Below are 18,857 nucleotides of genomic sequence, written 5' to 3'. Positions count from 1 at the left end.
GGCTAGGACTTTTGTCCCAGCCTCTTCTTACTCTTATTCAGTTTCATGGCTTGGATGGCCTGTGAAATGTCGCGGCCCTTGTTTAATCTGCTTGATTTGATCATAAAATGCAATTTGGCAGTTGATAAAGTAAGGCATGGTATAAAAGCCGATGACATCGCGCGTGAAGTAATTCAAGAAGTACCAACCAATCAAGGTTAGATCGAGCACCAAGCGATTGCTGCGGAACCCTTTCATAGTTTCACGACTTTGGCGAAGGACTCCAAAGGCTCCCTTGTAGTCGCCGTCTCGTAATTGCTCGTAGAGGATCAATTCGACCAAGCTGAGACTGTAGTATTGTGGCAGGTAAAAGAGGAGGCCGATCAGGCCAAGTACGACGCCAGCAGTCATCAGAGGCATTTGTTGCATGAGAGATTGAAATTCAGGACTGGAAGCACTCAGAGTGCTAGGGTTGCTCACCTTATCGTAGATCGCCAAAAATCGAATGCTGGCGTAGGTGCTGATGAGACTACCCGCATAGAGGATGAGTCCCCATGAAAAGAGGACGACTTGCTTCAAGATCAAGGTGGCAAATACAGAGGTAAAGCGATCTTGTTTAAAGATATCTAAGACACGTGTTCGGTGTTCGATCTTGGGATTAATCGTATCTAAATAGCTAAAAGTCGCACCGACCACTAAAATGGAGATGACAAAGGAGACGACAGAAGGAAAGAGCTGCCGCTGGATCATGTAGATACTTGCTTGCTGCAAGGTCATGTCCGGTAGTAGATCGACCAGATCTTGCCCACTTAAGAGGAAGTTAGCAAGAATGGTCAACAGGACCGGAAGAGCAAAAAGGATAGCTAAGCCCGGTTGCTGGACTTGCATGGTACGTGCCCGGAGGCGAATCAATTTAAGGTTCATAGATGACACTCTCTTCATAGTAGTACTTTTTATTATAACATAAGTCCGTGACAGAGCCGGTAAAATTTGGTACAATCGTACAGGTGCTCACAGGAAAACTGTGACAGGAATAAGAAGGCTGGGACTGTTTTTCCCAGTACGGAGGTAACCATGACAGATTCACCGATTCAATATCGATTGATCAAAAAAGAAAAGCATACAGGTGCTCGTCTGGGAGAAATTATCACCCCTCACGGGACCTTCCCGACCCCAATGTTTATGCCTGTAGGGACTCAGGCAACCGTTAAGACCCAATCGCCAGAAGAACTCAAGGAAATGGGTTCCGGAATTATCTTGGCCAACACCTACCATCTCTGGCTTCGTCCGGGGGACGACTTGGTCGCAAAAGCAGGAGGACTGCACCAGTTCATGAACTGGGACCAGCCCATTTTGACAGATAGTGGAGGCTTCCAGGTCTATTCATTAGCGGATACCCGCAACATCACCGAAGAAGGGGTAACTTTTAAAAATCACCTCAACGGCTCGAAGATGTTCCTCTCACCAGAAAAGGCCATCTCCATCCAAAACAATCTAGGAAGCGACATCATGATGTCCTTTGATGAATGCCCTCAGTTCTATCAGCCCTATGATTATGTGAAAAAATCAATCGAACGGACCAGTCGTTGGGCAGAACGTGGCCTAAAGGCTCACCGTCGCCCTCATGATCAAGGTCTTTTCGGGATTGTCCAAGGGGCTGGATTTGAAGACTTGCGCCGTCAGTCTGCTCAAGATTTAGTCAGCATGGACTTCCCAGGCTATTCCATCGGTGGCTTAGCTGTTGGGGAAAGCCATGAAGAGATGAATGCCGTGCTTGATTTCACTACTCCGCTCTTACCAGAAAACAAGCCACGCTATCTCATGGGAGTAGGAGCTCCAGACAGTCTGATCGATGGCGTTATTCGTGGAGTGGACATGTTTGACTGTGTCTTGCCGACGCGGATTGCGCGAAATGGTACCTGTATGACTAGCCAAGGACGCCTGGTAGTGAAAAATGCGCAATTTGCAGAAGACTTTACACCGCTAGATCCCGAATGTGATTGCTACACTTGTAAGAACTATACCCGAGCTTACCTTCGCCACCTCCTCAAGGCAGATGAGACCTTCGGCATTCGCTTGACAAGCTACCACAACCTCTATTTCTTGATCAACCTCATGAAGCAGGTCCGTCAAGCCATCATGGATGACAATCTCTTAGAATTCCGTGAGCATTTCGTCGAAAAATATGGCTATAACAAATCAGGACGGAATTTCTAGAAATAGATAAATAGGAAGAAAAAAGACTACAGCCATCTGAGAATAATAGGAATAACTGCTAGACGCAGTGGTTGATTGGTATCTTTGTTCGCTTGTTAAGCTCCAAAGATAACCTAATCAACTGTGCGGGGGCGAGACGACGAACAAATTGGATATAAATTTGTTCTGTCTTGCTCCCTTTTTCCTATATAATAGCAACTTTTTAAGCACGCTTTTTCTTTCGAAAACACTTTCATCAAAAAAACGGAAAAAATCTTCTCAAATCCCTTGCATTGGGCCTTTGTTTGTGTTAAACTACTATGGTGCTGTGAAAAACAGCTATTAGCTTTGATGCAAGAGGTTGCGACACGCTCGGTTGCATTGCCACGCAACGCGCGTCGGTTTTCTTGTGGAGCTAGCCTATTATCTTAAATAGACGAAAAGGAGAAAAAGATGGCAAACAAAAAAATCCGCATCCGTTTGAAAGCGTACGAACACCGTACACTCGACACAGCGGCTGCAAAAATCGTAGAATCAGCTACTCGTACAGGTGCACAAGTTGCGGGTCCAATCCCACTTCCAACTGAGCGTAGCCTCTACACAATCATTCGTGCGACTCACAAATACAAAGATTCTCGCGAACAATTTGAAATGCGTACACACAAACGTTTGATCGACATCATCAACCCAACTCAAAAAACAGTTGACGCTTTGATGAAATTGGATCTTCCGAGTGGTGTAAACGTAGAAATCAAACTTTAATTTAAAGCTTGATCCAGAGCATAAAAAACGCTCGTTAAAAACTTTTTGAATAAAAAACTATAGAAAAGGAACTATTTTCTCATGACAAAAGGAATCTTAGGGAAAAAAGTGGGAATGACTCAAATCTTCACTGAAGCTGGCGAATTGATCCCTGTAACAGTTATCGAAGCAACTCCAAACGTTGTTCTTCAAGTTAAAACTGTTGAAACAGATGGTTACAACGCTATCCAAGTTGGTTTCGATGACAAACGCGAAGTATTGAGCAACAAACCTGCTAAAGGACATGTAGCAAAAGCTAACACGGCTCCTAAGCGCTTCATTCGTGAATTCAAAAACGTTGAAGGCTTGGAAGTTGGTGCTGAAATCACAGTTGACACTTTCGAAGCTGGAGACATTGTTGATGTAACTGGTACTTCTAAAGGTAAAGGTTTCCAAGGTGTTATCAAACGCCACGGACAATCACGTGGACCTATGGCTCACGGTTCTCGTTACCACCGTCGTCCAGGTTCTATGGGACCTGTTGCACCTAACCGCGTATTCAAAGGTAAAAACCTTGCAGGACGCATGGGTGGCGATCGTGTAACTATTCAAAACCTTGAAGTTGTACAAGTTGTTCCAGAAAAGAACGTTATCCTTATCAAAGGTAACGTACCAGGTGCTAAGAAATCTCTTATCACTATCAAGTCAGCAGTTAAAGCTGGTAAATAATAAGGAAAGGGGAATACAGTCAAAATGGCAAATGTAACATTATTCGACCAAACTGGTAAACAAGCGGGCGAAGTTGTTCTTAACGATGCGATCTTTGGTATCGAACCAAACCAAGCAGTTGTATTTGATGTGATCATCAGCCAACGTGCTAGCCTTCGTCAAGGAACTCACGCAGTTAAAAACCGTTCAGCCGTTTCAGGTGGCGGACGCAAACCATGGCGTCAAAAAGGAACTGGACGTGCTCGTCAAGGTTCTATCCGCTCTCCACAATGGCGTGGTGGTGGAATTGTCTTCGGACCAACTCCACGTAGCTATGCGTACAAACTTCCTCAAAAAGTTCGTCGCCTTGCACTTAAATCTGTTTACTCAGAAAAAGTTGCTGAAAACAAATTTGTAGCCGTTGATTCTCTTGAATTTACAGCTCCAAAAACTGCTGAATTTGCAAAAGTTCTTGCAGCTTTGAGCATCGATTCTAAAGTCCTTGTTATTCTTGAAGAAGGAAATGAATTCGCAGCTCTTTCAGCTCGTAACCTTCCAAACGTGAAAGTTGCGACTGCTACAACTGCAAGTGTTCTTGACATCGCAAATAGTGACAAACTTCTTGTTACTCAAGCAGCTATCTCTAAAATCGAGGAGGTTCTTGCATAATGAATTTGTATGATGTTATCAAAAAACCTGTTATCACTGAAAAGTCAATGGCTCAACTTGAAGCAGGCAAATATGTATTCGAAGTTGACACTCGCGCTCACAAACTTTTGATCAAACAAGCTGTTGAAGCTGCGTTTGAAGGTGTAAAAGTTGCGAATGTGAACACTGTAAACGTAAAACCTAAAGCAAAACGCGTTGGACGTTACACTGGTTTTACTTCAAAAACTAAAAAAGCTATCATCACGCTTGCAGCTGATTCTAAAGCAATCGAGTTGTTTGCTACTGAAGCTGAATAATCTAAGGAGGAAATATCGTGGGAATTCGTGTTTATAAACCAACAACAAACGGTCGCCGTAATATGACTTCTTTGGATTTCGCTGAAATCACAACAAACACACCTGAGAAAACTTTGCTTGTTTCTCTTAAAAACAAAGCAGGTCGTAACAATAACGGTCGTATCACTGTTCGTCACCAAGGTGGTGGACACAAACGTCATTACCGTTTGATCGATTTCAAACGTAACAAAGATGGAGTTGAAGCAGTCGTTAAAACGATCGAATACGATCCAAACCGCTCAGCTAACATCGCGCTTGTACACTACACTGACGGTGTGAAAGCTTACATCATTGCCCCTAAAGGTCTTGAAGTAGGTCAACGCATCGTATCAGGACCAGAAGCAGATATCAAAGTCGGAAACGCTCTTCCACTTGCTAACATCCCAGTTGGTACTTTGATCCACAACATCGAATTGAAACCTGGTAAAGGTGGAGAATTGGTACGTGCTGCTGGAGCTTCTGCTCAAGTATTGGGTTCTGAAGGTAAATATGTACTTGTTCGTCTTCAATCAGGCGAAGTTCGTATGATTCTTGGAACTTGCCGTGCTACAGTTGGTGTTGTCGGAAACGAACAACATGGACTTGTTAACCTTGGTAAAGCGGGACGTAACCGCTGGAAAGGTGTTCGCCCTACAGTTCGTGGTTCTGTAATGAACCCGAATGATCACCCACACGGTGGTGGTGAAGGTAAAGCACCAGTTGGACGTAAAGCGCCATCTACTCCTTGGGGTAAACCTGCGCTTGGTCTTAAAACTCGTAACAAGAAAGCGAAATCTGACAAACTTATCGTTCGTCGTCGCAACCAAAAATAATCATAAGCAACTAGCTTACACTTTCCGCCAGCTCGGTAGCGCTGCCTAGCAGCGCAAGCCGCTGTGGTACTAAATTTTAAAGGAGAAAATTACAAAATGGGACGTAGTCTTAAAAAAGGACCTTTCGTCGATGAGCATTTGATGAAAAAAGTTGAAGCTCAAGCAAACGACGAAAAGAAAAAAGTAATTAAAACTTGGTCACGTCGTTCAACGATCTTCCCAAGTTTCATCGGATATACTATCGCAGTTTATGATGGACGTAAACATGTACCTGTTTACATCCAAGAAGACATGGTAGGTCACAAGCTTGGTGAATTTGCACCAACTCGTACTTACAAAGGTCACGCGGCAGACGACAAGAAGACACGTAGAAAATAAGGAGAACATAAATGGCAGAAATTACTTCAGCTAAAGCAATGGCTCGTACAGTGCGTGTTTCACCTCGTAAATCACGTCTTGTTCTTGACAACATCCGTGGTAAAAGCGTAGCCGATGCCATCGCTATTTTGACATTCACACCAAACAAAGCTGCAGGGATCATCCTTAAAGTGTTGAACTCAGCAGTAGCAAACGCTGAAAACAACTTTGGTTTGGAAAAAGCTAACTTGGTAGTATCTGAAGCATTCGCAAACGAAGGACCAACAATGAAACGTTTCCGTCCACGTGCGAAAGGTTCAGCTTCACCAATCAACAAACGTACAGCTCACATCACAGTAGCTGTTGCAGAAAAATAAGGAGGTAAACTCGTGGGTCAAAAAGTACATCCAATTGGTATGCGTGTTGGTATCATCCGTGATTGGGATGCCAAATGGTATGCTGAAAAAGAATACGCGGATTACCTTCATGAAGATCTTGCAATCCGTAAATTCATTCAAAAAGAATTGGCTGACGCAGCCGTTTCAACTATTGAAATCGAACGCGCAGTAAACAAAGTTAACGTTTCTCTTCACACTGCTAAACCAGGTATGGTTATCGGTAAAGGTGGAGCAAACGTTGATGCACTTCGTGCAGCTCTTAACAAATTGACTGGTAAACAAGTACACATCAACATCATTGAGATCAAACGTCCTGACTTGGATGCTCACCTTGTTGGTGAAGGAATTGCTCGTCAATTGGAACAACGTGTTGCTTTCCGTCGTGCACAAAAACAAGCGATCCAACGTGCTATGCGTGCTGGAGCTAAAGGAATCAAAACTCAAGTATCAGGTCGTTTGAACGGTGCAGATATTGCCCGTGCAGAAGGATATTCTGAAGGAACTGTTCCACTCCACACACTTCGTGCTGATATCGATTACGCTTGGGAAGAAGCAGACACTACTTACGGTAAACTTGGTGTTAAAGTATGGATCTACCGTGGTGAAGTTCTTCCAGCTCGTAAAGACGCTAAAGGAGGTAAATAACCAATGTTAGTACCTAAACGTGTAAAACACCGTCGCGAATTCCGTGGTAAAATGCGCGGTGAAGCAAAAGGTGGAAAAGAAGTAGCATTCGGTGAATACGGTCTTCAAGCTACAACTAGCCACTGGATCACAAACCGTCAAATCGAAGCTGCTCGTATCGCCATGACTCGTTACATGAAACGTGGTGGTAAAGTTTGGATTAAGATTTTCCCACACAAATCATACACCGCTAAAGCTATCGGGGTACGTATGGGATCTGGTAAAGGGGCTCCTGAAGGTTGGGTAGCACCAGTTAAACGTGGTAAAGTAATGTTCGAAATCGCTGGTGTATCTGAAGAGATCGCACGCGAAGCACTTCGTCTTGCTAGCCACAAATTGCCAGTTAAAACTAAATTTGTGAAACGTGAAGCAGAATAAGGAGAGGTCATGAAACTTACAGAAGTAAAAGAATTTGTTAAAGAACTTCGTGGTCTTTCTCAAGAAGAACTCGCGAAGCGTGAAAATGAATTGAAGAAAGAATTGTTTGAACTTCGTTTCCAAGCAGCTGCTGGTCAATTGGAACAAACTGGACGTTTGAAAGAAGTGAAAAAACAAATCGCTCGTATCAAAACTGTTCAATCAGAAGCTAAATAATAGACTAGGGAAGGAGAATTTCAATGGAACGCAATAATCGTAAAGTTCTTGTTGGACGCGTTGTGTCTGACAAAATGGACAAAACAATCACAGTTGTAGTTGAAACTAAACGTAACCACCCAGTCTATGGTAAACGTATCAACTATTCTAAAAAATACAAAGCTCATGATGAAAACAATGTTGCTAAAGAAGGCGATATCGTTCGTATCATGGAAACTCGTCCGCTTTCAGCTACAAAACGCTTCCGTCTTGTAGAAGTCGTTGAAAAAGCGGTCATCATCTAATCATACCTGAAAGGAGAAAACGTAAATGATTCAAACAGAAACTCGTTTGAAAGTCGCTGACAACAGTGGCGCACGCGAAATCTTGACAATCAAAGTTCTTGGTGGTTCAAAACGTAAATTCGCGAGCATCGGTGATGTAATCGTTGCATCTGTAAAACAAGCTACTCCTGGTGGTGCGGTTAAGAAAGGTGACGTTGTAAAAGCTGTTATCGTTCGTACTAAATCAGGTGCTCGTCGTAAAGATGGTTCATACATCAAGTTCGACGAAAATGCAGCAGTGATCATCCGTGACGACAAAACTCCTCGCGGAACTCGTATCTTTGGCCCAGTTGCACGTGAATTGCGTGACGGTGGATTCATGAAGATCGTATCACTTGCTCCAGAAGTACTTTAATCAATAAAAAACAAACACAGTCCCCTGGCCTAGCCAGGGTGCCCATCGGGCGTAAGAATAAAAGGAGAATAAAATGTTTGTAAAAAAAGGCGACAAAGTTCGCGTTATCGCTGGTAAAGACAAAGGCGTAGAAGCTGTTGTTCTTACTGCTCTTCCAAAAGTAAATAAAGTTGTTGTAGAAGGTGTAAACATCATCAAGAAACACCAACGTCCAAATAACGAAAACCCTCAAGGTGCAATCGTTGAAAAAGAAGCTCCAATCCATGCTTCTAACGTTCAAGTTTTGGACAAAAACGGTGTTGCTGGACGTGTTGGCTACAAATTTGTAGACGGCAAAAAAGTTCGCTACAACAAAAAATCAGGCGAAGTGCTTGACTAATCACGAAGGAAAGGAGAAGTATAATGGCTAATCGTTTAAAAGAAAAATACCTTAATGAAGTTGTACCATCATTGACTGAACAGTTCAACTATTCATCAGTTATGGCTGTGCCAAAAGTTGATAAAATCGTTTTGAACATGGGTGTTGGTGATGCAGTATCAAATGCTAAAAACCTTGAAAAAGCTGCTGAAGAGCTTGCTTTGATCTCAGGTCAAAAACCATTGATCACTAAGGCTAAAAAATCAATCGCCGGCTTCCGTCTTCGTGAAGGTGTTGCGATCGGTGCAAAAGTTACCCTTCGTGGTGAACGTATGTACGAATTCTTGGATAAATTGGTAACAGTTTCACTTCCACGTGTACGTGACTTCCATGGTGTTCCAACAAAATCATTTGATGGACGTGGAAACTACACACTTGGTGTGAAAGAACAATTGATCTTCCCAGAAATCAACTTTGATGATGTTGATAAAACTCGTGGTTTGGATATCGTAATCGTAACTACAGCGAACACAGACGAAGAATCACGTGCATTGCTTACTGGCCTCGGTATGCCGTTTGCAAAATAATATAGGAGGTAAAACTAATGGCTAAAAAATCTATGATTGCTAAGAACAAACGCCCAGCGAAGTTCTCTACTCAAGCATACACTCGCTGTGAACGTTGTGGACGTCCACACTCAGTTTACCGCAAGTTTAAACTTTGCCGTGTTTGCTTCCGTGAATTGGCATACAAAGGTCAAATCCCAGGTGTCACAAAAGCATCTTGGTAATATTATGATACAAAGAGCGTAACAACCCCAGCAAAAATAGGAGATTTGGTGCAGGAGCATTGCTCCAAGTCAAATCTATCTTTTTTGCCCAGGTTGTAGCACGTGTTCAAATGAGAAGTGCTCATTTGCATGTATCAAAACTATCTGAGCCTAGCTCAATCATTAACTAGCAAGTGCAACTTGCAAACTACTAGTAAGAGGAGAAATTATAATGGTTATGACTGACCCAATCGCAGACTTCCTTACACGTATTCGTAACGCTAACCAAGCAAAACACGAAGTACTTGAAGTGCCTGCATCAAACATCAAAAAAGGGATTGCTGAAATCCTTAAACGCGAAGGTTTTGTAAAAAACGTTGAATTCATCGAAGATGACAAACAAGGCATCATCCGTGTATTCTTGAAATACGGACAAAACGGTGAAAAAGTTATCACAAACTTGAAACGTGTATCAAAACCAGGTTTGCGTGTTTACAAAAAACGTGAAGATCTTCCAAAAGTTCTTAACGGACTTGGAATTGCTATCCTTTCAACTTCTGAAGGTTTGCTTACTGATAAAGAAGCACGCCAAAAGAACGTTGGTGGGGAAGTTATCGCTTACGTTTGGTAATATTTAGCTCCCAATTTAGTTGTGACTCTTCGATATTGTCTCTTGCCTAACCCAAAGTTATGTCTGCGAGACAATGCCTCGATTCACTTAGAAATTGAGACCTAAACATTAACTTTTAAATCAAAAAGATTTAAACCCCGTGAAAACTGGCCTGCAAAGGCCTGACAATTTAACAGGAGAATAAAAAACATGTCACGTATTGGTAATAAAGTTATCGTGTTGCCTGCTGGTGTTGAAATCACTAACAATGACAACGTTGTAACTGTAAAAGGACCTAAAGGAGAACTTACTCGTACGTTCTCAAAAGATATTGAAATCCGTGTGGAAGGTACTGAAGTAACACTTCACCGTCCAAACGATTCAAAAGAAATGAAAACAATCCACGGAACAACTCGTGCCCTTTTGAACAACATGGTTACTGGTGTATCAGAAGGATTCAAGAAAGAACTTGAAATGCGCGGGGTTGGATACCGTGCACAACTTCAAGGATCAAAACTTGTTTTGGCTGTTGGTAAATCACACCCAGACGAAGTTGAAGCTCCAGAAGGAATTACTTTTGAACTTCCAAACCCAACAACAATCGTTGTTAGCGGAATTTCAAAAGAAGTAGTTGGTCAAACAGCTGCTTATGTACGTAGCCTTCGTTCACCTGAACCATACAAAGGTAAAGGGATCCGTTATGTTGGTGAATACGTTCGCCGTAAAGAAGGTAAAACAGGTAAATAATGTAGCTTGGTTGTTTTTCAACCAACCTTCATCTTACCAACTCAGTGCTTAGCACATGATTTTAAAATTAAGAGGTGAAAATTGTGATTTCGAAACCAGATAAAAACAAAATCCGTCAAAAACGCCACCGTCGCGTTCGCGGAAAACTCTCTGGAACTGCTGATCGCCCACGTTTGAACGTATTCCGTTCTAATACAGGCATCTACGCTCAAGTAATTGATGACGTAGCGGGTGTAACGCTCGCAAGCGCTTCAACTCTTGACAAAGAAGTTTCAAAAGGAACTAAAACTGAACAAGCCGTTGTTGTCGGCAAACTTGTTGCTGAACGTGCAGTTGCTAAAGGTATTTCTGAAGTGGTGTTCGACCGCGGTGGATATCTATATCACGGACGTGTTAAAGCTTTGGCTGATGCAGCTCGTGAAAACGGATTGAAATTCTAATAGGAGGACACTAGAAAATGGCATTTAAAGATAATGCAGTTGAACTTGAAGAACGCGTAGTTGCCATCAACCGTGTAACAAAAGTTGTTAAAGGTGGACGTCGTCTTCGTTTTGCAGCTCTTGTAGTTGTTGGTGACCGTAATGGCCGTGTTGGATTTGGTACTGGTAAAGCTCAAGAAGTTCCAGAAGCAATCCGTAAGGCTGTTGAAGATGCTAAGAAAAACTTGATCGAAGTTCCTATGGTTGGAACAACAATTCCACACGAAGTAACATCAGTATTTGGTGGAGCTCGTGTATTGTTGAAACCAGCTATCGAAGGGGCTGGGGTTGCTGCAGGTGGAGCAGTTCGTGCCGTTGTCGAATTGGCAGGTATTGCAGATGTTACATCTAAATCACTTGGATCAAACACTCCAATCAACATTGTTCGTGCAACTGTTAACGGTTTGGCACAATTGAAACGCGCTGATGAAGTTGCTGCCCTTCGTGGTATTTCAGTTTCTGACTTGGCTTAAGAAAGGAGATTCAAATGGCTCAAATTAAAATTACTTTGACTAAGTCTCCAATCGGACGCATCCCGTCACAACGTAAAACTGTTGTAGCACTTGGACTTGGCAAATTGAACAGCTCTGTTATTAAAGAAGATAACCCAGCAGTACGTGGTATGATCACTGCTGTATCTCACTTGGTAACAGTTGAAGAAGTAAAATAATCTATTTAAAATAGAAACAAAGTTTTCAGGGGTATGAGAGGTTCTCATCCCCTAAAACTAAATATAAGTATAGGCGAGTTTGTAGTTAGGACACCTTTTCCTGATTACATGCGTTAGCAATTTACAAAAGAGGAGAAAATAAATAATGAAACTTCATGAATTACAACCTGCTACAGGTTCACGTAAAGTCCGCAACCGTGTTGGTCGTGGTACTTCATCTGGTAATGGTAAAACTTCTGGCCGTGGTCAAAAAGGTCAAAAAGCTCGTAGCGGTGGCGGTGTCCGTCTTGGTTTTGAAGGTGGACAAACTCCATTGTTCCGTCGTCTTCCAAAACGTGGATTTACAAACATCAACGCTAAAGAATATGCTATTGTGAACCTTGATCAATTGAACGCCTTTGAAGATGGTGCTGAAGTAACTCCAGTAGTACTTGTAGAATCAGGAATTGTAAAAGCTGAAAAATCAGGTATCAAAATTCTTGGTAACGGAGAATTGACTAAGAAGTTGACTGTTAAAGCAGCTAAATTCTCTAAATCAGCTGAAGAAGCTATCACTGCTAAAGGTGGTTCAGTTGAAGTCATCTAAGTGAGGTGACCTATGTTTTTTAAATTATTAAAAGATGCATTTAAGGTGAAACAAGTACGATCGAAGATTTTATTTACGATCTTCATCATTCTTGTTTTCCGCATTGGGACCACGATTACAGTGCCTGGTGTAAATGCGAAAATTCTGAACAACCTTCAAGATGTGTCCTTCTTGAACATGCTCAGTTTGGTTTCTGGGAACGCCATGAGGAACTTCTCAGTTTTCGCTCTAGGGGTTAGCCCATACATCACAGCTTCGATCGTCGTGCAACTTTTGCAAATGGATCTGTTACCTAAGTTTGTTGAATGGGGCAAACAAGGGGAAGTTGGTCGAAGAAAGCTCAATCAAGCGACACGCTATATTTCTTTGGTTCTAGCCTTTGTTCAATCCATCGGGATTACAGCTACCTTCCACACCTTGTCTCAGGCGAAATTAGTCGCTACTCCAAATGCCAAAACTTATCTGTTAATCGGTGCGATTCTGACAACCGGTTCCATGATTGTCACTTGGCTTGGAGAGCAAATCACAGACAAAGGGTATGGAAATGGTGTTTCAATGATTATCTTTGCAGGGATTGTGTCATCAATTCCTGAGATGATTAAAGAAATCTATGAAAATGCATTTGTGAACGTTCGTTCTGGTCAAATGACCAATTCCCTCATTTTTGTTGGGGTATTAATCCTTGCTGTCTTGGTTATTGTTTACTTTACAACCTTTGTAGAGCAAGCACAATACAAGATTCCAGTCCAATATACAAAGATTGCACAAGGAGCTCCATCAAGTTCTTACCTTCCTTTGAAAGTAAACCCAGCAGGAGTTATTCCTGTCATCTTCGCTAGTTCGATTACCGCAGCGCCTGCTGCAATTTTCCAAGTGATTAGCGCTATGGGTTACAATGCAGGATGGGTGAAAACAGCTCAAGCCATGTTGGCTACAAACACACCAACTGGTGTGGCAATGTATGCCTTATTGATCATTCTCTTCACTTTCTTCTACACGTTTGTTCAGATCAATCCTGAAAAAACAGCAGAAAACCTTCAAAAGAGTGGCGCCTATATTCCGGGTGTTCGTCCTGGTAAGGGAACAGAAGAGTTCATGTCTCGTTTGCTACGTCGTTTAGCAAGCGTCGGATCAGTATTCCTTGGCTTTATTACCATCATTCCAATCCTAGCTCGAGATTTATTTGGTTTGACAGATGCAGTTGCTCTTGGAGGAACTAGTTTGTTAATCATTATTTCAACAGGTATTGAGGGAATGAAACAATTAGAAGGCTACTTATTAAAACGTAAGTATGTCGGATTTATGGACACAACAACAGAATAGAATAAGGTTGACTTTGTCAGCCTTCTATTTTGTTTTTAAATGGAAATAGGAATTCGTTCCTGCTTCCATTTAAAAACAAAATAAGGAGAATTCATCATGAATCTTTTAATTATGGGGTTGCCTGGAGCAGGTAAAGGAACTCAAGCAGCTAAAATCGTTGAAGAGTTTCACGTAGCGCATATCTCCACTGGAGATATGTTCCGCGCAGCGATGGCTAACCAAACTGAAATGGGTGTGCTTGCAAAATCATACATTGATAAAGGTGAGTTGGTACCAGATGAAGTAACCAATGGAATTGTGAAAGAACGCCTTGCTCAAGATGATATTAAAGAAACAGGTTTCCTTTTGGATGGCTATCCACGTACAATTGAACAAGCTCATGCCTTGGATCAAACTTTGTCAGATCTTGGTATCACATTAGAAGGTGTTATCAACATTGAAGTTAACCCAGAAAGCTTGTTAGAGCGTTTGAGTGGTCGTTTCATCTGCCGTACTTGTGGCGCAACTTACCACAAAGTATTTAATCCTACAAAAGTTGAAGGAACTTGTGATAACTGTCAAGGTCATGATTTCTACCAACGTGAAGATGACAAACCAGAAACGGTTAAACGTCGTTTGGACGTCAATATTGCACAAGGAGAACCAATCATTGAATTTTATCGTTCAAAAGGACTCGTACATGACATCCAAGGGAACCAAGATATCAATGATGTATTTTCAGACATTGAAAAAGTCTTGTCAAATTTGAAATAAAAGCGTTTTTCATGCTTGCAATATTGGACAACTAGTGTTACAATTAGTTAGTCTGACTTATAATTGTTACCTCTGTGCTCAGAGGAATGAATCGAAATTTATGGAGGTACTTTTGCGTGGCAAAAGACGATGTGATTGAAGTAGAAGGCAAAGTAGTTGATACTATGCCAAATGCTATGTTTACGGTTGAACTTGAAAATGGACATCAGATTTTAGCAACAGTTTCTGGTAAAATTCGTAAAAACTATATTCGTATTTTAGCGGGAGATCGTGTTACAGTGGAGATGAGTCCGTACGATTTGACACGTGGACGTATCACATACCGCTTTAAATAATCGAAAAACTTGGAGGGATAAAAATGAAAGTAAGACCATCGGTCAAACCAATTTGCGAATACTGTAAAGTAATTCGTCGTAATGGTCGTGTTATGGTAATTTGCCCAGCAAATCCAAAACACAAACAACGTCAAGGATAAGATAGAAAGGAGAAAACATGGCTCGTATTGCTGGAGTTGACATTCCAAATGACAAACGTGTAGTAATTTCATTGACTTATGTGTACGGTATCGGACTTCCAACATCTAAGAAAATCCTTGCTGCTGCAGGCGTTTCTGAAGATATTCGTGTTCGCGATCTTACACCAGATCAAGAAGATGCTATCCGTCGTGAAGTTGACGCAATCAAAGTTGAAGGTGACCTTCGTCGTGAAGTAAACTTGAACATCAAACGCTTGATGGAAATCGGTTCATACCGTGGTATCCGTCACCGTCGTGGACTTCCAGTTCGTGGACAAAACACTAAAAACAATGCTCGCACTCGTAAAGGTAAAGCTGTTGCGATTGCAGGTAAGAAAAAATAAAATAAAATAAGGAGGTAAAAATCTTGGCTAAACCAACACGTAAACGTCGTGTGAAAAAGAATATCGAATCTGGTATTGCTCATATTCACGCTACATTTAACAACACAATTGTTATGATTACTGATGTGCATGGTAACGCAATCGCTTGGTCATCTGCAGGTGCACTTGGATTTAAAGGTTCTCGTAAATCTACACCATTTGCCGCTCAAATGGCATCAGAAGCTGCTGCAAAAGCTGCTCAAGAACACGGACTTAAATCTGTTGAAGTAACTGTTAAAGGTCCTGGTTCAGGTCGTGAGTCTGCTATTCGTGCACTTGCTGCTGCTGGTCTTGAAGTAACTGCAATCCGCGATGTAACTCCTGTACCACACAATGGTGCTCGTCCTCCAAAACGTCGCCGTGTATAATCATCAACAATTACACAGCTTTTCGTTTAAGAGGGAGTATAGCAAATGATTGAGTTTGAAAAACCAAATATAACAAAAATTGATGAAAACAAAGATTATGGCGTGTTTGTCGTAGAACCACTTGAACGTGGCTATGGTACAACACTTGGGAACTCACTTCGTCGTGTACTTCTGGCTTCACTTCCAGGTGCAGCTGTCACTTCAATCAACATTGAAGGTGTACTCCACGAATTTGATACCGTTCCAGGAGTCCGTGAAGACGTTATGCAAATTATTCTTAACGTTAAAGGAATCGCCGTTAAATCTTACGTCCAAGACGAAAAGATTATTGAACTTGATGTAGAAGGACCTGCAGAAGTAACTGCTGGAGATATTCTTACTGATAGTGACATCGAAATTGTAAACCCTGATCATTATCTATTTACAATCGGAGAAGGAGCATCTTTGAAAGCAACGCTTACTGTAAACAGTGGACGTGGCTATGTTCCAGCTGATCAAAACAAAAAAGATGATGCACCAGTGGGAACACTTGCTGTAGATTCAATCTATACGCCAGTGACTAAAGTCAATTACCAAGTTGAACCAGCACGCGTTGGTAGCAACGATGGCTTTGACAAGCTAACCCTTGAAATTTTGACAAATGGGACAATCATTCCAGAAGATGCCTTAGGTTTGTCTGCTCGTATTTTGACAGAACACCTAAATCTATTCACAAACTTAACTGAAATTGCTATTGCAACAGATGTTATGAAGGAAGTGGATACAACTTCTGATGATCGCATTTTAGAACGTACGATCGAAGAATTAGATCTTTCAGTTCGTTCATATAACTGTTTGAAACGTGCTGGCATTAATACTGTTTACGATTTGACTGAAAAATCAGAAGCAGAAATGATGAAAGTTCGTAACTTGGGACGTAAGAGTCTTGAAGAAGTTAAAATCAAACTTGCCGACTTAGGCCTTGGGTTAAAAAACGATAAATAGAGGAGGAATACATGGCTTACCGTAAACTAGGACGCACTAGCTCACAACGTAAAGCGATGCTTCGCGATTTGACTACAGATCTTATCATCAATGAAGCAATTGTAACAACTGAAGCACGTGCGAAAGAAATCCGTAAATCAGTTGAAAAAATGATTACTTTGGGTAAACGTGGTGATTTGCATGCACGTCGTCAAGCTGCTGCATTCGTACGTAACGAAGTTGCATCACAAAACTTTGATGAAGAAACAGGTAAATACTCAGAAACAACTGCACTTCAAAAATTGTTCTCTGAATTAGCACCTCGTTATGCTGAGCGCAATGGTGGATATACTCGTATCCTTAAAACTGAACCACGTCGTGGTGATGCTGCGCCAATGGCTATCATCGAATTGGTATAATATCATCAATTTTGTTGAGTGTTATGATGATGGAATACACTGTTATTCTTAGTCTAGCTCTGGTCTACCGCTGGGGATTTTCCCCAGCGGGAACACTCATCATATTGAATGAATGGTAGACGCTTGTTTACGAAATTGCTTTAATTTAAAACAATTTCGTAAGCAGGCGTTTTGTCTTGCTTTTCATGAGTAGTCGAGAATAGCAAAAAATGATATAATGGAAACCCATATCTCCAATAGAAGAAAAAGGATTCAATGACAAAACAACAAGCAATTAAATTACTAAAAGAGAAGTACCTTAGTAATATGAAAGAGGATTCGGAACTCTTTGTCGGAGTTGAATTAGAGTTTCCGATTGTAGAAACAAATGGAAACAAAACAAATATAGTGGTGACGAAAAATCTTTTTCGAACCTTATCCAACTTATCAGATTTTGAAATTGAAAAAATAGATGACGATCAAAATCCCATTCAATTGGTTCACTGCTCTTCTAAAGATCGTATTCTATTCGAGTTGAGTTACAATACAATTGAATTTGCATTTGAGAGAGCTCGTTCTATAAAAGAGGTGGCCAAACGTTTTGAGGGCTATTTGAAGATCATTCAACCGATTTTACAAGAAAATAATCACGAAATTCAAGGGCAAGGAATTCATCCTCTGTGGCAAGAAAATGATAATAGCCCAGTGAAAATCGAACGATATAAGATGTTAATGGCTTTCCTTGCAATGAATGGTACAGGGATGAAGACACACTCCTATCCTTCGTACGGAGCATTTATATGCGGAAACCAGGTTCAATTGGATGTAAGGCGCGATAACTATATTCGCATCATTAATGCATTTAATAAAATTGAAGCAGCAAAAGCATATTTGTTTTCTAACTCCGAATTTTCAGCAGAAGCTTGGAATACAAAAATTGCTAGAGATATTTTCTGGGAAGAATCCTTACATGGTTATTATAAGGAAAATGTAGGAATTTATCCTAAGGACTACCAAAGCGAAGAAGAGTTTTTTAATAATCTCGCTAGAACGGCTATTTTTACGGCAACTAGAGAGGGCAAATCTTATTATTTTAAACCAATTCGAGTCGAGAACTATCTAGATCAAAAAGAAATTACAGCCTATACGGCTGATGGAAATGAGAAAATCATTAACCCTGTAAAAGAAGATCTAAAACAACATCGAAGTTACCAATTTCAAGATCTAACTGCTCGTGGGACTGTGGAATTTAGAAGTGTTTGTACACAACCATTAGAAACCACCTTTGCCCCGATAGCCTTTGAGTTGGGCTTATTTGTACAGTTAGAAAAACTAGAAAGCTATTTAGAGGATTCTTTATTCTTTAAAAATGAAGAACAGGACTACAGAAAACTTAGAAAGAAATATTCAAAGAAAAATCTAAGTGAAAAGGAAAAAGAAGCGATCCAATCCTTTTCAAAAGATCTTCTAGACATAGCTAAAGCAGGATTAATTAAAAGAGGTTACAGGGAAGAAAAATTTCTCATCATTAACAAAGAACTAGACTAATAGAAAAGCCTTATTACAGGCTTTTCTTTATTACTTTCAAAAAAACTTTCAAAAAAATAAAATTTTTTGAAAAAAAGTATTGACAGTAAGGTGAGGTCATGATATACTAATATAGTTGTCGCGCGAGAGCGACAAAGACCTTTGAAAACTGAACAAGACGAACCAATGTGCAGGGCGCTACAATGAAAGTTGTAGTAACTGAACAATAAAAAACAATAAATCTGTCAGTGACAGAAT

The 18,857-nt window shown here is 41.0% G+C and carries 32 protein-coding genes; 31 read left to right on the top strand and 1 reads right to left on the bottom strand.

Annotated elements, in window-relative coordinates; translation table 11 throughout:
• Nucleotides 1-33: 33 nt before the first annotated feature.
• The gene (locus HMPREF2926_RS04305) at nt 34-903 is read right to left on the bottom strand and encodes a DUF975 family protein (protein WP_070586592.1); all 870 of its coding nucleotides are present in this window, start codon (nt 901-903) and stop codon (nt 34-36) included.
• Between the two features lie 150 nt (nt 904-1,053).
• Between HMPREF2926_RS04305 and tgt the strand changes: the two genes are divergently transcribed.
• From tgt to HMPREF2926_RS04155, 31 genes are all read left to right on the top strand, one after another.
• Nucleotides 1,054-2,196 carry a tRNA guanosine(34) transglycosylase Tgt gene (tgt, locus tag HMPREF2926_RS04300; RefSeq protein WP_003010858.1) on the top strand — a complete coding sequence of 381 codons (1,143 nt, stop codon included), beginning with the start codon at nt 1,054-1,056 and terminating at the stop codon, nt 2,194-2,196.
• A gap of 432 nt (nt 2,197-2,628) precedes the next feature.
• Entirely contained in the window at nt 2,629-2,937 is a 309-nt protein-coding gene (gene rpsJ / locus HMPREF2926_RS04295) for a 30S ribosomal protein S10 (protein ID WP_003009585.1), read from the top strand.
• 81 nt (nt 2,938-3,018) lie between these two features.
• On the top strand, nt 3,019-3,645 hold the full coding sequence (gene rplC, locus HMPREF2926_RS04290; protein ID WP_003010846.1) for a 50S ribosomal protein L3: 627 nt from the start codon (nt 3,019-3,021) through the stop codon (nt 3,643-3,645).
• 24 nt (nt 3,646-3,669) lie between these two features.
• Nucleotides 3,670-4,293, top strand: a complete 624-nt coding sequence (gene rplD, locus HMPREF2926_RS04285; protein ID WP_003009591.1) for a 50S ribosomal protein L4 — start codon at nt 3,670-3,672, stop codon at nt 4,291-4,293.
• Complete coding sequence (locus HMPREF2926_RS04280) at nt 4,293-4,589, top strand: 50S ribosomal protein L23 (protein ID WP_003009593.1); 297 nt, start codon at nt 4,293-4,295, stop codon at nt 4,587-4,589. The genes rplD and HMPREF2926_RS04280 overlap by 1 nt, the downstream gene beginning before the upstream one ends.
• A gap of 17 nt (nt 4,590-4,606) precedes the next feature.
• Entirely contained in the window at nt 4,607-5,440 is an 834-nt protein-coding gene (gene rplB / locus HMPREF2926_RS04275) for a 50S ribosomal protein L2 (RefSeq protein WP_000512900.1), read from the top strand.
• Nucleotides 5,441-5,536: 96 nt separating this feature from the next.
• Entirely contained in the window at nt 5,537-5,818 is a 282-nt protein-coding gene (gene rpsS, locus HMPREF2926_RS04270; RefSeq protein WP_000533766.1) for a 30S ribosomal protein S19, read from the top strand.
• Between the two features lie 11 nt (nt 5,819-5,829).
• Entirely contained in the window at nt 5,830-6,174 is a 345-nt protein-coding gene (rplV, locus tag HMPREF2926_RS04265; protein ID WP_000818139.1) for a 50S ribosomal protein L22, read from the top strand.
• A 12-nt stretch (nt 6,175-6,186) separates the two neighbouring features.
• A complete protein-coding gene (gene rpsC / locus HMPREF2926_RS04260; protein ID WP_003002336.1) occupies nt 6,187-6,840 on the top strand; it encodes a 30S ribosomal protein S3 in 654 nt (217 codons plus the stop codon).
• Nucleotides 6,841-6,843: 3 nt separating this feature from the next.
• On the top strand, nt 6,844-7,257 hold the full coding sequence (gene rplP / locus HMPREF2926_RS04255; protein WP_000960947.1) for a 50S ribosomal protein L16: 414 nt from the start codon (nt 6,844-6,846) through the stop codon (nt 7,255-7,257).
• 9 nt (nt 7,258-7,266) lie between these two features.
• Complete coding sequence (gene rpmC / locus HMPREF2926_RS04250; protein WP_003002350.1) at nt 7,267-7,473, top strand: 50S ribosomal protein L29; 207 nt, start codon at nt 7,267-7,269, stop codon at nt 7,471-7,473.
• Nucleotides 7,474-7,496: 23 nt separating this feature from the next.
• Nucleotides 7,497-7,757 carry a 30S ribosomal protein S17 gene (rpsQ, locus tag HMPREF2926_RS04245; RefSeq protein WP_003009600.1) on the top strand — a complete coding sequence of 87 codons (261 nt, stop codon included), beginning with the start codon at nt 7,497-7,499 and terminating at the stop codon, nt 7,755-7,757.
• A gap of 25 nt (nt 7,758-7,782) precedes the next feature.
• On the top strand, nt 7,783-8,151 hold the full coding sequence (gene rplN / locus HMPREF2926_RS04240; protein WP_003002384.1) for a 50S ribosomal protein L14: 369 nt from the start codon (nt 7,783-7,785) through the stop codon (nt 8,149-8,151).
• Between the two features lie 73 nt (nt 8,152-8,224).
• The gene (rplX, locus tag HMPREF2926_RS04235) at nt 8,225-8,530 is read left to right on the top strand and encodes a 50S ribosomal protein L24 (protein WP_003002315.1); all 306 of its coding nucleotides are present in this window, start codon (nt 8,225-8,227) and stop codon (nt 8,528-8,530) included.
• Between the two features lie 23 nt (nt 8,531-8,553).
• Nucleotides 8,554-9,096, top strand: coding sequence for a 50S ribosomal protein L5 (rplE, locus tag HMPREF2926_RS04230; RefSeq protein WP_003009606.1), 543 nt, complete (start codon nt 8,554-8,556; stop codon nt 9,094-9,096).
• Between the two features lie 17 nt (nt 9,097-9,113).
• The gene (locus tag HMPREF2926_RS04225; RefSeq protein WP_001085699.1) at nt 9,114-9,299 is read left to right on the top strand and encodes a type Z 30S ribosomal protein S14; all 186 of its coding nucleotides are present in this window, start codon (nt 9,114-9,116) and stop codon (nt 9,297-9,299) included.
• Nucleotides 9,300-9,510: 211 nt separating this feature from the next.
• On the top strand, nt 9,511-9,909 hold the full coding sequence (gene rpsH, locus HMPREF2926_RS04220; RefSeq protein ID WP_003010897.1) for a 30S ribosomal protein S8: 399 nt from the start codon (nt 9,511-9,513) through the stop codon (nt 9,907-9,909).
• Between the two features lie 189 nt (nt 9,910-10,098).
• On the top strand, nt 10,099-10,635 hold the full coding sequence (gene rplF, locus HMPREF2926_RS04215; protein WP_003010839.1) for a 50S ribosomal protein L6: 537 nt from the start codon (nt 10,099-10,101) through the stop codon (nt 10,633-10,635).
• 83 nt (nt 10,636-10,718) lie between these two features.
• A complete protein-coding gene (gene rplR, locus HMPREF2926_RS04210; protein WP_003010871.1) occupies nt 10,719-11,075 on the top strand; it encodes a 50S ribosomal protein L18 in 357 nt (118 codons plus the stop codon).
• 17 nt (nt 11,076-11,092) lie between these two features.
• Complete coding sequence (rpsE, locus tag HMPREF2926_RS04205) at nt 11,093-11,587, top strand: 30S ribosomal protein S5 (protein ID WP_003009617.1); 495 nt, start codon at nt 11,093-11,095, stop codon at nt 11,585-11,587.
• A gap of 14 nt (nt 11,588-11,601) precedes the next feature.
• A complete protein-coding gene (gene rpmD, locus HMPREF2926_RS04200) occupies nt 11,602-11,784 on the top strand; it encodes a 50S ribosomal protein L30 (protein ID WP_002894509.1) in 183 nt (60 codons plus the stop codon).
• 145 nt (nt 11,785-11,929) lie between these two features.
• A complete protein-coding gene (rplO, locus tag HMPREF2926_RS04195) occupies nt 11,930-12,370 on the top strand; it encodes a 50S ribosomal protein L15 (protein WP_003002405.1) in 441 nt (146 codons plus the stop codon).
• Nucleotides 12,371-12,382: 12 nt separating this feature from the next.
• Nucleotides 12,383-13,693 (top strand): preprotein translocase subunit SecY, encoded by a 1,311-nt coding sequence (secY, locus tag HMPREF2926_RS04190; protein ID WP_061604678.1) that lies wholly within the window; start codon nt 12,383-12,385, stop codon nt 13,691-13,693.
• Nucleotides 13,694-13,789: 96 nt separating this feature from the next.
• The gene (locus HMPREF2926_RS04185; protein ID WP_003017039.1) at nt 13,790-14,446 is read left to right on the top strand and encodes an adenylate kinase; all 657 of its coding nucleotides are present in this window, start codon (nt 13,790-13,792) and stop codon (nt 14,444-14,446) included.
• Nucleotides 14,447-14,562: 116 nt separating this feature from the next.
• Nucleotides 14,563-14,781, top strand: a complete 219-nt coding sequence (gene infA / locus HMPREF2926_RS04180; RefSeq protein WP_001029883.1) for a translation initiation factor IF-1 — start codon at nt 14,563-14,565, stop codon at nt 14,779-14,781.
• Between the two features lie 23 nt (nt 14,782-14,804).
• A complete protein-coding gene (gene rpmJ, locus HMPREF2926_RS10605) occupies nt 14,805-14,921 on the top strand; it encodes a 50S ribosomal protein L36 (RefSeq protein WP_001808836.1) in 117 nt (38 codons plus the stop codon).
• A gap of 17 nt (nt 14,922-14,938) precedes the next feature.
• A complete protein-coding gene (gene rpsM, locus HMPREF2926_RS04175) occupies nt 14,939-15,304 on the top strand; it encodes a 30S ribosomal protein S13 (protein WP_003009631.1) in 366 nt (121 codons plus the stop codon).
• Nucleotides 15,305-15,327: 23 nt separating this feature from the next.
• A complete protein-coding gene (gene rpsK, locus HMPREF2926_RS04170) occupies nt 15,328-15,711 on the top strand; it encodes a 30S ribosomal protein S11 (RefSeq protein WP_003002390.1) in 384 nt (127 codons plus the stop codon).
• 45 nt (nt 15,712-15,756) lie between these two features.
• A complete protein-coding gene (locus HMPREF2926_RS04165; RefSeq protein ID WP_003009635.1) occupies nt 15,757-16,695 on the top strand; it encodes a DNA-directed RNA polymerase subunit alpha in 939 nt (312 codons plus the stop codon).
• A gap of 11 nt (nt 16,696-16,706) precedes the next feature.
• Entirely contained in the window at nt 16,707-17,093 is a 387-nt protein-coding gene (gene rplQ / locus HMPREF2926_RS04160; RefSeq protein ID WP_003002399.1) for a 50S ribosomal protein L17, read from the top strand.
• A 255-nt stretch (nt 17,094-17,348) separates the two neighbouring features.
• Nucleotides 17,349-18,620: a glutamate-cysteine ligase family protein gene (locus tag HMPREF2926_RS04155; RefSeq protein WP_070586591.1), complete on the top strand. Its 1,272-nt coding sequence runs from the start codon at nt 17,349-17,351 to the stop codon at nt 18,618-18,620.
• The last annotated feature ends 237 nt before the right edge of the window (nt 18,621-18,857 follow it).

The organism is Streptococcus sp. HMSC078D09, assembly GCF_001813675.1.
In the GTDB taxonomy this organism is placed as follows: Bacteria; Bacillota; Bacilli; order Lactobacillales; family Streptococcaceae; genus Streptococcus.
The sequence above is the reverse complement of the archived record's forward strand: the minus strand, read 5'-3'. Positions and strand labels throughout refer to the sequence as shown.